This is a genomic window from Novosphingobium percolationis, assembly GCF_020179425.1.
In the GTDB taxonomy this organism is placed as follows: domain Bacteria; phylum Pseudomonadota; class Alphaproteobacteria; order Sphingomonadales; family Sphingomonadaceae; genus Novosphingobium; species Novosphingobium percolationis.
The window spans coordinates 568,384-581,242 of record NZ_JAILYM010000001.1 but is presented as its reverse complement, the minus strand read 5'-3'; the positions used below and the strand labels follow the sequence as shown (position 1 = coordinate 581,242).

Sequence of the window (12,859 nt, the reverse complement as noted above, 5' to 3'; positions counted from 1 at the left end):
TCGTGACGGGGGCAACCACCATCGCCGTCCTTCGCGAGAGGGCGGACGGAGAAACGCGCGTCGCAGCCACGCCCGAGACGGTGAAGAAGTTCATCGCGCTGGGCGCGAAGGTGCGCGTGGAAAGCGGGGCCGGCGCCACCGCTTCAATCGCGGATGACGACTATCGCGCTGCCGGCGCCGACGTGGTGGCCGAAGGCGCCGCTGCCGGGGCCGACATCGTGCTGGGCGTGCAGGGGCCTGAGGTTGAGCTGCTGGCTGGCGCGAAGCCGGGCGCGTGGATCGCGGCGGGGCTGGAGCCCTTCCGTCGCCGCGACCGGGTCGATGCCTATGCCGCCGCCGGTTTCGAGGCGCTGGCGATGGAGTTCATGCCGCGCATCACCCGTGCGCAGTCGATGGACATCCTCTCGTCGCAGTCGAACCTTGCAGGGTATAAGGCCGTGCTGGTGGCCGCCGACCATTATGGTCGCGCGTTCCCGATGATGATGACTGCCGCAGGCACCGTCTCGGCGGCCAAGGCTTTTGTCATGGGCGTGGGCGTTGCCGGGCTTCAGGCCATCGCCACGGCCCGCCGCCTTGGCGCGCAGGTTTCGGCGACCGACGTGCGTTCGGCCACCAAGGAGCAGATCCAGTCGCTCGGCGCCAAGCCGATCTTCGTGGAGAACGTGGCCGGGATCGAGGGCGAAGGCGCAGGCGGCTATGCCACCGAGATGAGCCCCGAATACCAGAAGGCGCAGGCCGAGCTGGTGTCGAGCCACATCGCCAAGCAGGACATCGTGATCACCACCGCGCTGATCCCCGGCCGGCCCGCGCCGCGCCTGATTTCGGACGCGCAGATCGCCAGCATGAAGCCCGGTTCGGTCATCTTCGACCTTGCCGTGGCGCAGGGCGGCAACGTCGAAGGTTCGGTGGCGGATCAGGTGGTCGTGAAGCACGGCGTCAAGATCGTCGGCTATTCGAACACGCCTGCACACCTGCCGGCGGATGCTTCGGCGCTGTTCAGCCGCAACCTGTACAACTTCCTCTCGGCCTTCTGGGACAAGGAACAGGGCAAGCCCGTTCTGGACGAGGAAATCGGCAACGCCATCCGCCTGACGCAGGGCGGCAAGGTGGTCAACGAACGTCTGCTCGGCTGAGGGGGGCTGCCATGGACTTCATATCAATTCTCTCGATCTTCGTGATGGCCTGTTTTGTCGGCTATTACGTGGTCTGGTCGGTGACCCCGGCGCTGCACACGCCGCTGATGGCGGTGACCAACGCGATCTCCTCGGTGATCGTGGTCGGCGCGCTGGTCGCGGCGGCGGCTGAAGGGTCGGCCGTTTCCAAGTGGCTCGGCCTTGGCGCCGTGGTGCTGGCTTCGGTCAACATCTTCGGCGGCTTTGCCGTGACCGAGCGCATGCTCGCGATGTACAAGAAGAAGGAGAAGAAGTGATGGAACACGTCACTGCTGTCCCTTCGTGGGCGATGTTCGCCTACCTCGTTTCGGGCGTCCTGTTCATCCTCGCGTTGCGCGGCCTTTCCAGCCCGGCGACGAGCCGCGCGGGCAACCGCTATGGCATGATCGGCATGACCATCGCGATGGTCACCACGCTGCTGACGCATGGCGTTGCCAGCCTGCCTGAAATCGTCGGTGCGCTGGCGATCGGCGGCGGCGTCGGCTTCGTCACCGCGCGCAAGATCAAGATGACCGACATGCCGCAGCTGGTGGCGGCGTTCCACTCGCTGGTCGGCCTTGCCGCGGTGCTGGTGGGCCTTGCCGCCTACCTCAACCCGCAGGCGTTCGGCATTGCCGGGGCGGACGGCATCATCGAGCCGCAGAGCCGGATCGAAATGGGCCTTGGCATCGCCATCGGCGCCATCACCTTCTCGGGCTCGATCATCGCGTTCCTGAAGCTGGCGGGCAAGATGAGCGGTTCGCCGATCATGCTGCCGGGCCGCCACGTGCTGAACCTCGGCACTCTGATCGCAATTCTTGGGCTGGTGGCCTACTTCACGCAGGACCAGAGCCAGTGGGTGATCGCCACGATCACCGTCCTGAGCTTCATCATCGGCTTCCTGCTGATCATCCCGATCGGCGGCGCGGACATGCCGGTGGTCGTCTCGATGCTCAACTCGTATTCGGGCTGGGCCGCGGCGGCGATGGGCTTCACGCTGCACAACACCGCGATGATCATCACCGGCGCGCTGGTGGGTTCTTCGGGTGCGATCCTTTCGTACATCATGTGCAAGGCGATGAACCGCAGCTTCATCTCGGTGATCGCGGGCGGCTTTGGCGCGGCACCGGAAGCAGCGGGCGGCGCGGCCAAGGAACAGCGCCCGTGGAAGCGCGGCAGCGCCGAAGACGCGGCCTACATGATGAAGGAAGCCGAAAACGTCATCATCATTCCGGGCTACGGCATGGCGGTTTCCCAGGCACAGCACGCGCTGCGCGAAATGGGCGACGTGCTCAAGAAGGAAGGCGTCAACGTCAAGTACGCCATCCACCCGGTTGCGGGGCGCATGCCCGGCCACATGAACGTGCTGCTGGCCGAAGCCAACGTGCCCTATGACGAAGTGTTCGAGCTGGAAGACATCCAGAGCGAATTCTCGCAGGCGGACGTGGCCTTCATCATCGGCGCCAACGACGTGGTCAACCCGGCCGCCAAGACCGACAAGTCCTCGCCGATCTACGGGATGCCCGTGTTCGACGTGGACAAGGCCAAGACGATCTTCTTCGTCAAGCGCTCGATGGGCGGCGTGGGCTATGCCGGTGTCGACAACGACGTGTTCTACATGGACCAGACCATGATGCTTCTGGCCGACGCCAAGAAGATGGTCGAAGACATCGTCAAGGCGCTGGCGCACTAAGCACGGCCGCTTCGGCAGGATAAGGCCCGTCGTTCCGGCAAGGAGCGGCGGGCTTTTTCTTTGGGCGGTTGCGGGGCGAAGGAGAGAACGCGCGTCGCGGATTGACTTACACGCGTGTCAGCGCATTCTCTGCGCCCATGAGGATGCCAAACAAGACGATCGCCACGGCGGGCGCGCTGCTGCTCGCCGCCAGTTCCACGCTTGCCTGTGCCAAGACCATCGCGGTCGCGCCCGGCGATGGCGCGCAAGGCCGCCTCCAGGAAGCGTTGATCAACGCGCAGCCGGGCGATGTCATCGAGCTTGCCGCAGGGCGGTTCGCATTGGACGATGGCCTCTCACTCGATGTCGACGGCGTGACCGTGCGCGGTGCCGGGATGCACGCGACCGTGCTCGATTTCAGCGGGCAGAAGGGCGCGGGCGAGGGGCTGCTGGTCACGTCCGATGATGTGACCTTGCGCGACTTCGCGGTGGAGGACGCGCACGGCGACGGGATCAAGTCCAAGGGCGCGGACCGCGTGGTCTATCGCCGCGTACGCGTGACATGGAACGGGGGCCCCAAGGAAACCAACGGGGCCTATGGTATCTACCCGGTGCAGAGCACGGGCGTGCTGATCGATGGCTGCGTGGTGCGCGGGGCGTCCGATGCCGGGATCTATGTCGGCCAGAGCCATGACATCACCGTGCGCCACAGCCTCGCGACCGAGAACGTGGCCGGGATCGAGATCGAGAACAGTCGCAACGCGCTGGTTGCCGCCAACATGGTGACGGGCAATACTGGCGGCATCCTGGTGTTCGACCTGCCCGGCCTGCCGGTGATGGGCGGCGGCAACACGGTGATCGAGAAGAACCTCGTCGTCGCCAACGATACGCCCAACTTCGCGCCGAAGGGCAACATCGTGGCAGGCGTGCCGCGCGGGACGGGCGTAATGATCATGGCCAACGACGGCGTGCTGGTCGAAGGCAATACGCTGGAGGACAACCCGACCGCGCAAGTGCTGGTCGTCGCCTATCCCAAGGTGTTCGAGGACAAGCGTTACAACCCCTATCCCCGCAACGTGACGATCGGCGTGAACGCGATTTCGGGCGGCGGCGATGATCCCCAACTGCCCGGCGGCGATCAGTTGAAGGCCGCGTTCGGCGGGGCCTTGCCCCCGGTGCTGTGGGATGGCCTGGGCAAGCCGGGCGAGGCGCTGAAGGTGGCGGCAGGAACGCCCGGACTGTCGCTCAACCTGCCCGCGCAGGGTGCTTCGGCTGAGACGGCGAAACCCGGTCCGTTCATGGCATCCGTGCCGGTCAAACTGGTCGACCGCAAGAGCGTGGGCGCGCCCGCCGCTCTGGAGGCGCGCGCGCGTTGATCCGGCAGGCGCTTCTGTCGGTCGCCGCGCTTGGGGCGCTGCTGGCCGCTACCGCGCCGCATGGGGGCGCTGTCAACGATGCCGCGATCACGGAGACGGCCTATCCGCAGGCGCTGTCGGACTATGGCTTCTTCGCCGATGCCGCCGCGCAGGTGCCGGCTGCCGGGGTGACGCTCTATCGGCTGAACACGCCGCTGTGGTCGGATGGGGCGGAAAAGCTGCGCTTCCTCTACCTGCCGCCGGGCACACAGGCGCGCGCGCAGGGCGAGGGTCTGCTCGACCTTCCCGTCGGCGCGGCGTTGATCAAGACCTTCGCGTTTCCAGTGGAGGGCAAGCGCCGCCTGATCGAGACGCGCGTGCTGCTGCATCGGGCCTCGGGCTGGGTGGCGTTGCCCTATCGTTGGAACGAAGCGCAGACCGAGGCGCGGCTGGTGCTGGCGGGCGCGCGGCTGCCGGTGACGACGCCTGCGGGCCAGGTGATCGACTATGCCATTCCCAACAAGAACCAGTGCAAGGAATGCCATGCGCTGGCGGGCACGGTGACGCCGATCGGCCCCAAGGCGCGCAACCTGTCGGCGCAATGGCTGGCGCAGCAGCATGCGGAGGGGCGGCTTGACGCGGTGCCCGCGGTCGCCACGCGCGTGCCCGTGTGGGAGCAGCGCGAACGTGCGCCGGTGGCGCTTGCCGCGCGCGGCTACCTTGAGGCCAACTGTGCACATTGTCACAATCCGGAAGGGTCGGCGTCCAATTCGGGGCTGGACCTGCGTTGGGAGCAGCAGGACGCCTATCGCACCGGCATCCTGAAACGCCCGGTCGCGGCGGGGCGCGGGGCGGGGACGTTCGAGTTCGACGTGGTGCCCGGCGATCCCGATCATTCGATCCTGCCGTACCGCATGGGCAGCACCGAAGGCGGCATTGCCATGCCCGAACTGGGCCGCGCCAGCATCGATCCGGCGGGGCTTGCCATCGTCAAGCGGTGGATAGCCGCGATGAAGCGCTGAAAGTGGCAGGAGAGGCGGTAGACGGTGAAATGGCACTTGCGTAAGGCCTGAGGGGACAGGGGACGACCATCCCGCGGGGAGAATACACGTTGCGCAAGATCGGCCTGATCGGCGGCATGAGCTGGGTTTCGACCCGCACCTATTACGACCACATCAACAAGCTGGTGCAGGCGCGGACGAGCAAGCTCGCCAGCGCCCCGATGTTCATCGAGAACCTCGATTTCACCGACCTCGTCAGGCTTTCGAGCGCCGAGGAATGGGCGCGCGCTGGCGGTGTGCTCAAAGACAGCGCCAAGCGGCTGGAGCAGGCGGGTGCGACCGCGATCCTGATCGGGGCCAATTCGATGCACAAGGTCTATGACCGCGTGGCGTCGGCGGTGTCGGTGCCGGTGCTGCACATTGCCGATGCGGTTGGCGCGAAGATGCAGGCGAATGGCGTCAAGACGGCCGCGCTGATCGGTTCGCGCAATGTCATGGTCGAAAGCTTCTATCGCAAGCGGCTGGTCGAACATGGCGTCACGCTGCTGCCGCCGGTGATGGACAACGTCGAGGAGATCGACCGCATCATCTATGAAGAACTGATGCAGGGCCGCGCGACCCGCTCGGCCGAGCGCACGTTCAAGACGATGCTGACCAACATGGGGCAGGCGGGTGCGCAAGGCGTGGTGCTGGGCTGCACCGAACTCGACATGGTGATCGACGTCGATGCCAACGTGCTGCCGGTCTATGACGGCACGCGCATCCACGCCGAAGCGGCGGTGGACTGGATCATGGGCGGGTGAGGTGATGCGCGCGCCCTACGCTTCTGATCCTGCGCGCACGCGCGGGCGCGAATACGGGCTGGAGCCGGAGACGGCGCGCGGCCCACGGTCGGCGTTCCAGCGCGATCGCGATCGCATCGTCCATTCGATTGCGTTCCGGCGGCTGCGCCACAAGACGCAGGTGTTCATCGCGCCCGATGGTGACCACTATCGGGTGCGGCTGACGCACAGCCTGGAAGTGGCGCAGATCGGCCGCGTGATCGCGCGCACGCTGGGGCTGGACGAGGACCTGACCGAAGCACTGTGCCTGGCGCACGATATCGGCCACCCGCCGTTCGGCCATGCGGGCGAGGACGCGCTGGAAGAAGCGATGGCAGGCTTCGGCGGGTTCGATCACAACGCCAATTGCCTGCGCGTGCTGATGCGCCTCGAAAGCCCCTATTGTGGGCATGAAGGGCTGAACCTGTCGTGGGAGACGCTGGAGGGCATCGCCAAGCACAACGGCCCGATCCATGAGCCCAACTGGGCGCTGGCGGACCTCGACGCGGCGTTTCCGCTCGATCTGGCGAGCCATGCCTCGCTCGAAGCGCAGGTGGCGGCGATTTCGGACGACATCGCCTATGACAACCACGACATCGACGATGGCCTGCGCGCAGGCTTCCTGACGCTCGACGACCTGCTCGAACTGCCATCGATCCGCGAACAGTGGCGCACCATCGAACAACGCTTTCCCGGCGCCCCGCGTGAGCGGATGCAGCGCGAACTGGTGCGCGGCCAGATCGGGCGCATGGTCAACGACGTGCTGGCCGAAACGCAGGCGCGGCTGGCGCAAAGCGGCGTTCATACGGTGGAGGAGGTGCGCGCCGCTGGGCACACGCTGTGCCGCTTCTCGCCCGCGATGGCGGAAGAGGAGCGCACGCTCAAGAAGTTCATGTACGACCGGCTGTACTACCATCCCGAGCAGCTTTCGGCGGCGGAACGGGCGCGCCATGTCGTGGCGCGGCTGTTCGAAGCCTATCGCGTCGATCCGGCGGCGCTGCCCGAAGGCTGGCGCGATGGCCTGCCGGACGCGGAACCGGCGCGCAGCCGTCATATCGCGGATTTCATCGCAGGCATGACCGACCGCTATGCGGCGGACTGCTATGCGCGACTGTTCGGCGAGGAGCCTGAGGGGCTGCGCAATGTCTGACGTCAGGCGCGTTCTGCTGATCGGTGCGACGGGGCTGGTCGGCAAGGCGGTGATTGCCGCCTGCGCCCCCCGTCCCGACATCCACCTCGTCGGTCTGGCGCGCCGCGAGATGGCGATGCCGCCGGGGGCGAGGATCGAACTGCTGTTATCCGACCCGAGCCATTGGACTGACGCCATCGCCGATGCGCGGGCGGAAACTGTGGTGATCGCGCTGGGCACCACGATCAAGGCGGTGGACGGTGATCGCACCGCGTTCCGGGCGGTCGACCATGATCTCGTGTTGGCCTGTGCACGGGCGGCGAAGCAGGCGGGCGTGCGGCAGTTGATCGTTGTTTCTTCTGTTGGTGCAGCGCTTTCGTCGCGGAACTTCTACCTTTCCGTAAAGGGAGAGGTGGAGGATCAACTGGTGAAGTTGCACTTCGACCGCCTCGATATCCTGCGACCCGGCCTGCTGCGGGGGCAGCGCGAAGGGGCCGGGCGTCCGGCGGAGCGGTTGGGCATGATGGTGGCGCCGGTGGCCGACATTTTGCTGGCAGGCAGCCTTGCGCGGTATCGTTCGGTTCGGGCGAGCGACCTTGGCCGGGTGATCGTGGCGCTGGCCGGAGCACGCCCGGATGGCCGTTTCGTGCATCACAACCCCGAGTTTCGCCGTCTGCTGGCGCGCTGACCGGCACTTTTCCCGAAAAGGCGTGCCACGCGCATTGACTTGGCCATGCTGCATGCGCGAAAGCGCAGGGGTCGCTGATCGCGCGGGAGAGCTCCTGCGATTCGGGTCTCTTCGGGGATCGGGTTCGCAGGGCGCCGAAGGAGCAACCGCCCCGGAATCTCTCAGGCAAAAGGACCGCGTGGGTCGATAGCGACGCTCTGGAAAGTGTCTTCGCGAAGGCGAGGGCCGCCGAAGGGGTAACCCTACAACAGCCTGAACAGGGCCGGAGTGGGGGAAAGCTCTCAGGTTTCCGTGACAGAGGGGGCACCGAAATGGTGCCACACTTGCGCGCGGATTCCTTGATTTATGAGCGACTTGATCAACTCTCCCGAGACCGATTTCGAAGATCCGGATGTGCCTGCTGGGCCGCTGGAACTGCCGCTCGATGCCTGGCATCGCGTGCGCGGCGGGCGGATGGTCGAATTCGCCGGCTATTGGATGCCCGTCCAGTATGAAGGCATCATCGCCGAACACCTGTGGACGCGAACCAGCGCCGGGCTGTTCGACGTCAGCCACATGGGCCAGCTCTACATCTCGGGCGAGGGCGTCGAAGCCGCACTCGAAGCTGCGTTGCCGATCGATCTTGCGACGCTGCCGCTGGGCGGCGTGCGCTATTCGCTGCTGCTCGACGAGACCGGCGGCATTCTCGACGACCTGATGGTCACGCGCTGGGGCACGGGGTTCTATCTCGTGGTCAATGGCGCGACCAAGTGGGACGATCTCGCCCACCTGCGCGAGATCCTGCCGGACGCGGTGACGATCAACCACCTCGACGACAGTGCCCTGCTGGCCTTGCAGGGGCCCAAGGCGGCCAAGGCGCTCGCGCCGCTGGTCACGGGCGAGCAGGCGCTGGAATCGCTGAGCTTCATGCGCGGCGCGGCGTTCAAGCTGGGCGGCGTGGATGCGTGGATCAGCCGTTCGGGCTACACCGGCGAGGATGGGTTCGAAATCTCGATCCCGGCGGAAAGCGCGGCGGCCGTGGCGGACCTGATCGCCGGGCAGGCCGACGTCAAGCCGATCGGCCTTGGCGCGCGCGACAGCCTGCGGCTCGAAGCCGGGCTGCCGCTTTATGGCCACGACATGACCGCCGACAACGAGCCGGTCGAGGCGGGCCTGTCCTTCGGCATCAACAAGCGCCGCCGCAGCGAAGGCGGCTTCCCCGGCGCCGACCGCATGATCGAGGCGCTGATGGAAGGCCCGGCGCGTCGTCGTGTGGGCCTGTCGATCGAAGGGCGCATGGCTGCACGCGAAGGCGCGGTGGTGCTGCTGGGCGAAAACCCGGTGGGCGTCGTCACCTCGGGCGGGTTCTCGCCCAGCCTCGAACGCCCCATCGCCATGGCCTATGTCGAGGCCGCGCACGCCGTGCCCGGCACCAACCTGTTCATCGACGTGCGCGGGCGCAAGCTCAACGCCACGATTGTTCCCATGCCGTTCGTCCCCCATCGCTACCATCGGAAAGGAGCCGCCTGATGCCCCGCTATTTCACCAAGGACCACGAGTGGATCGAGGTTGAGGGCGATGCCGCAACCGTGGGCATCACCGACTACGCCCAGAGCCAGCTCGGCGACATCACTTTTGTCGAACTGCCGCAGGCAGGTGCCAGCGTGGGCAAGGGCGACAGCTGCTCGGTGGTGGATTCGGTCAAGGCCGCGAGTGACGTCTATGCGCCGGTTTCGGGCAGCGTGACCGAGGGTAACGCCGTGCTGGAAGACCAGCCCGAGTTGGTCAACACCGCCGCCGAAGCCGAGGGCTGGCTGTGGCGCATGACGCTGGCCGATGCCGGCGAACTGGCCGACCTGATGGACGAAGACGCCTACAAGGCCTACGTCGCGGAGCTTTGATCGCATGCGCTATCTTCCCCTGAACGATGCCGATCGCGCCGCAATGCTGGACGTCGTCGGTGCAGGTTCGATCGACGACCTGTTCGTCGACGTCCCTGCCGAGGCGCGGCTGGCGGGACCTGTGCCCGGCCTGCCGATGCACGCCAGCGAAATGGCAGTCGAACGCCACATGGCGCGGCTTTCCGCACAGAGCCTTACCGCGGGCCAGGCGCCGTTCTTCCTCGGCGCGGGGGCCTATCGCCACCACGTGCCGGCGAGCGTCGACCACCTGATCCAGCGCGGCGAGTTCCTGACCGCTTACACCCCCTACCAGCCCGAAATCGCGCAGGGCACGCTGCAGGTGCTGTTCGAGTTCCAGACGCAGGTGGCGCGCCTGTTCGGCACCGATGTCGCCAATGCCTCGCTCTACGACGGCTCGACCGCTTGCTGGGAGGCCGTGACCATGGCCGGGCGCATCACGAAGCGGAAGAAGGCGGTGTTTTCGGGCGGCGTGCATCCGCACTATGTCGAGACCGCGCGGACGATGGCGAAGTTCACCGGCGACACACTGGTGACGCGCCTGCCCGAACTGCTGGCGGCGAGCGACGATGACGCGGTGATCGCGGACATCGACGGCGAGACGTCGTGCGTGGTGGTGCAGTATCCCGACATTCTGGGCCGCATTCCCGATCTGGCGAAGATCGCGGGGGCGGCGCAAGCCAAGGGCGCGTTGCTGATCGCGGTGGTGACCGAGCCGGTCGCGCTGGGCCTGCTGGAAAGCCCCGGGACGCTGGGCGCGGACATCGTGGTGGGCGAAGGCCAGTCGCTGGGCGTGGGCCTGCAATTCGGCGGGCCGTACCTCGGCCTGTTCGGCTGCCGCGAGAAGTACCTGCGCCAGATGCCGGGGCGCCTGTGTGGCGAAACGCTCGATGCCGATGGCAAGCGCGGGTTCGTGCTGACGCTGTCCACGCGCGAGCAGCACATCCGGCGCGAGAAGGCGACGAGCAATATCTGCACCAATTCAGGACTTTGCGCGCTGGCTTTCTCAATTCACCTGACCTTGCTGGGCGGCAAGGGGCTGGAAGAGATGGCAAAACACAGTCGCGTGCGTGCGGCGCAGACGGCGCAAGCGCTGTCGAAAGTCGCTGGCGTCAGCGTGGTGAATGCCAGCTATTTCAATGAGTTTGCCGTGGTTCTTCCGCGCGATGCTCGGGACGTTGTGCGCGAACTGGCGGACAAGGGCGTGCTGGGCGGCGTGTCGCTCGGACGGCTTTATCCGGGCGCGGATGGCCTGGCCAACGGCCTGCTGGTGACCGCGACCGAATGCACGACGACCGAGGACATCGAGGCGCTGGTCAAGGCGCTTGAGGAGGTGCTGGCATGAACGAGATCAACCGTTCGGGCTGGCGGCCCGCCATGGGTTCGGCCGGTGAAGCTGAGGCCATCGAGACCACGACCGGCAACCGGGGCCTGCAACTGGAAGAGGCGCTGATCTTCGAGATCGGCAACCTCGACCATTGCGGCGTCGATTTCGACGGCGCGATCGACGAGAGGCTGCTCGAAGGCCTGCCTTCGCGCCGCAGCGCACCGGTCGATCTGCCGGGCCTGACCGAGCCGGAAGCGGTGCGCCACTACACACGGCTGTCGCGGCAGAATTATGCCATCGACCTCGGCCTGTTCCCGCTGGGATCGTGCACGATGAAGCACAACCCGCGCCTCGACGAAAAGGTCGCGCGGTTCCCCGGCTTTGCCGATGTCCACCCGTTGCAGCCTCAGTCCACGGTGCAGGGTGCGCTCAAGGTGATGGACGAACTGGCCCAATGGCTGATCACGCTGACCGGCATGGCCGGGGTGGCAATGACGCCCAAGGCCGGCGCGCATGGCGAGTTGTGCGGGTTGCTGTGCATTCGTGCGGCGTTGGAAGCGCGCGGCGATGCGCGCGAGGTGATCCTGGTGCCCGAAAGCGCACATGGCACCAATCCGGCGACAGCGGCCTTCGCGGGCTATCGCGTGGAGAACATCCCGGCGACGGCGGACGGCCGCGTGGACGTCGACGCGCTGACGGCGCGGTTGGGGCTGGACGTGGCGGGGGTGATGATCACCAATCCGAACACCTGCGGCTTGTTCGAGCGGGATCTGAAGACCATCGCCGATGCCGTTCACGCAGCAGGCGGTTTCGTCTATTGCGACGGGGCCAACTTCAACGCCATCGTCGGGCGCGTGCGTCCGGGCGACCTTGGCGTCGACGCCATGCACATCAACCTGCACAAGACCTTTTCCACCCCGCATGGCGGCGGTGGGCCGGGTTCCGGGCCGGTGGTGCTGTCCGCCGCGCTCGCGCCCTTCGCGCCGCTGCCGTTCACCACGCGCGGTGCCGATGGTTCGGTGCACCTGATCGAGGAAGAGAACGCCGCGCAGGAGGGCCACGCGCAGGCTTTTGGCCGCATGTGCGCGTTCCACGGCCAGATGGGCATGTACAGCCGCGCGCTGGCCTACATCCTCAGCCATGGCGCGGACGGCCTGCGGCAGGTGTCGGGCGATGCGGTGCTCAACGCCAACTACGTTCTGCGCAGCCTTGAAGGCGTGCTCGACGCACCGTTCGGCGCGGCGGGGCCGTGCATGCACGAGGCGCTGTTCAGCGACGATGGCTTTGCCGAAGGGTTCTCGACGCTCGATCTCGCCAAGGGGCTGATCGACGAGGGCTATCACCCGATGACGGTCTACTTCCCGCTGGTGGTCCACGGCGCGATGCTGGTCGAACCGACCGAGACCGAGAGCAGGGGAGGGCTCGACCAGTTCATCGGCGCGATGCGCGTGCTGGCCGAGCGGGCCAAGGCGGGCGATCCGCTGCTGAAGTCGGCGCCGCACCTGGCGCCGCGTCGACGGCTGGACGAAACACTGGCGGCGCGCAAGCCGAAGCTGGTGTGGAAGGGGTGATCCCGCCCCTCCAGTCCTGAAAAGCGAAAACCCCCGCACCGGGCGACCGGGCGGGGGTTTTTCTGTGCCAGTAAGGGCGATCAGCGCCCGTTGATGGCGTCCTCGGTCGACTGGCTGGCCGACTGGAGATCGCGGCCCGCGCCCTTGACGGTGTTGCAGGCCGAGGCAGAAAGTACGAGGCCGCCGAGGGCGGCGGCAAAAAGCATCTTGCGGACCATCGCTTTTGCTCCTTTAATCGGATAATTA

13 protein-coding genes and 2 riboswitches are annotated in these 12,859 nt (G+C 66.6%); of the genes, 12 read left to right on the top strand and 1 reads right to left on the bottom strand.

Translation table 11 applies throughout. From position 1 onward, the window contains the following. Nucleotides 1-2: 2 nt before the first annotated feature. The 12 genes from K3A84_RS02605 (at nucleotide 3) to gcvPB (ending at nucleotide 12,613) form a co-directional block, all read left to right on the top strand. Nucleotides 3-1,133, top strand: coding sequence for an NAD(P) transhydrogenase subunit alpha (locus K3A84_RS02605; protein ID WP_225007536.1), 1,131 nt, complete (start codon nucleotides 3-5; stop codon nucleotides 1,131-1,133). Nucleotides 1,134-1,144: 11 nt separating this feature from the next. Continuing rightward, nucleotides 1,145-1,429 (top strand): NAD(P) transhydrogenase subunit alpha, encoded by a 285-nt coding sequence (locus tag K3A84_RS02600; RefSeq protein WP_225007534.1) that lies wholly within the window; start codon nucleotides 1,145-1,147, stop codon nucleotides 1,427-1,429. Next, entirely contained in the window at nucleotides 1,429-2,844 is a 1,416-nt protein-coding gene (locus K3A84_RS02595; protein ID WP_225007532.1) for an NAD(P)(+) transhydrogenase (Re/Si-specific) subunit beta, read from the top strand. The genes K3A84_RS02600 and K3A84_RS02595 overlap by 1 nt, the downstream gene beginning before the upstream one ends. A 137-nt stretch (nucleotides 2,845-2,981) precedes the next feature. Next, nucleotides 2,982-4,199 carry a parallel beta-helix domain-containing protein gene (locus K3A84_RS02590; protein ID WP_404823091.1) on the top strand — a complete coding sequence of 406 codons (1,218 nt, stop codon included), beginning with the start codon at nucleotides 2,982-2,984 and terminating at the stop codon, nucleotides 4,197-4,199. After that, nucleotides 4,196-5,200, top strand: coding sequence for an SO2930 family diheme c-type cytochrome (locus tag K3A84_RS02585; RefSeq protein WP_225007531.1), 1,005 nt, complete (start codon nucleotides 4,196-4,198; stop codon nucleotides 5,198-5,200). The genes K3A84_RS02590 and K3A84_RS02585 overlap by 4 nt, the downstream gene beginning before the upstream one ends. An 89-nt stretch (nucleotides 5,201-5,289) precedes the next feature. Continuing rightward, complete coding sequence (locus K3A84_RS02580; RefSeq protein WP_225007530.1) at nucleotides 5,290-5,982, top strand: aspartate/glutamate racemase family protein; 693 nt, start codon at nucleotides 5,290-5,292, stop codon at nucleotides 5,980-5,982. A 4-nt stretch (nucleotides 5,983-5,986) separates the two neighbouring features. Next, nucleotides 5,987-7,150 carry a deoxyguanosinetriphosphate triphosphohydrolase gene (locus tag K3A84_RS02575; protein WP_225007528.1) on the top strand — a complete coding sequence of 388 codons (1,164 nt, stop codon included), beginning with the start codon at nucleotides 5,987-5,989 and terminating at the stop codon, nucleotides 7,148-7,150. Beyond that, nucleotides 7,143-7,817, top strand: coding sequence for an NAD(P)H-binding protein (locus K3A84_RS02570; RefSeq protein WP_225007526.1), 675 nt, complete (start codon nucleotides 7,143-7,145; stop codon nucleotides 7,815-7,817). Before K3A84_RS02575 ends, K3A84_RS02570 begins: the two co-directional genes overlap by 8 nt. Nucleotides 7,818-7,890: 73 nt before the next feature. After that, a riboswitch (glycine riboswitch) is annotated at nucleotides 7,891-8,004 on the top strand. Then, a riboswitch (glycine riboswitch) is annotated at nucleotides 8,005-8,125 on the top strand. Nucleotides 8,126-8,162: 37 nt separating this feature from the next. Continuing rightward, complete coding sequence (gene gcvT / locus K3A84_RS02565; RefSeq protein ID WP_225007525.1) at nucleotides 8,163-9,326, top strand: glycine cleavage system aminomethyltransferase GcvT; 1,164 nt, start codon at nucleotides 8,163-8,165, stop codon at nucleotides 9,324-9,326. Then, nucleotides 9,326-9,697, top strand: coding sequence for a glycine cleavage system protein GcvH (gene gcvH / locus K3A84_RS02560; RefSeq protein ID WP_225007523.1), 372 nt, complete (start codon nucleotides 9,326-9,328; stop codon nucleotides 9,695-9,697). Before gcvT ends, gcvH begins: the two co-directional genes overlap by 1 nt. A 4-nt stretch (nucleotides 9,698-9,701) precedes the next feature. Then, the gene (gene gcvPA / locus K3A84_RS02555; protein ID WP_225007522.1) at nucleotides 9,702-11,060 is read left to right on the top strand and encodes an aminomethyl-transferring glycine dehydrogenase subunit GcvPA; all 1,359 of its coding nucleotides are present in this window, start codon (nucleotides 9,702-9,704) and stop codon (nucleotides 11,058-11,060) included. Further along, nucleotides 11,057-12,613: an aminomethyl-transferring glycine dehydrogenase subunit GcvPB gene (gene gcvPB, locus K3A84_RS02550; protein ID WP_225007521.1), complete on the top strand. Its 1,557-nt coding sequence runs from the start codon at nucleotides 11,057-11,059 to the stop codon at nucleotides 12,611-12,613. The genes gcvPA and gcvPB overlap by 4 nt, the downstream gene beginning before the upstream one ends. A gap of 80 nt (nucleotides 12,614-12,693) precedes the next feature. Here gcvPB and K3A84_RS02545 read toward each other — a convergent pair whose 3' ends face one another. After that, nucleotides 12,694-12,831, bottom strand: coding sequence for an Entericidin EcnA/B family protein (locus K3A84_RS02545; RefSeq protein WP_225007519.1), 138 nt, complete (start codon nucleotides 12,829-12,831; stop codon nucleotides 12,694-12,696). Nucleotides 12,832-12,859 lie beyond the last annotated feature (28 nt).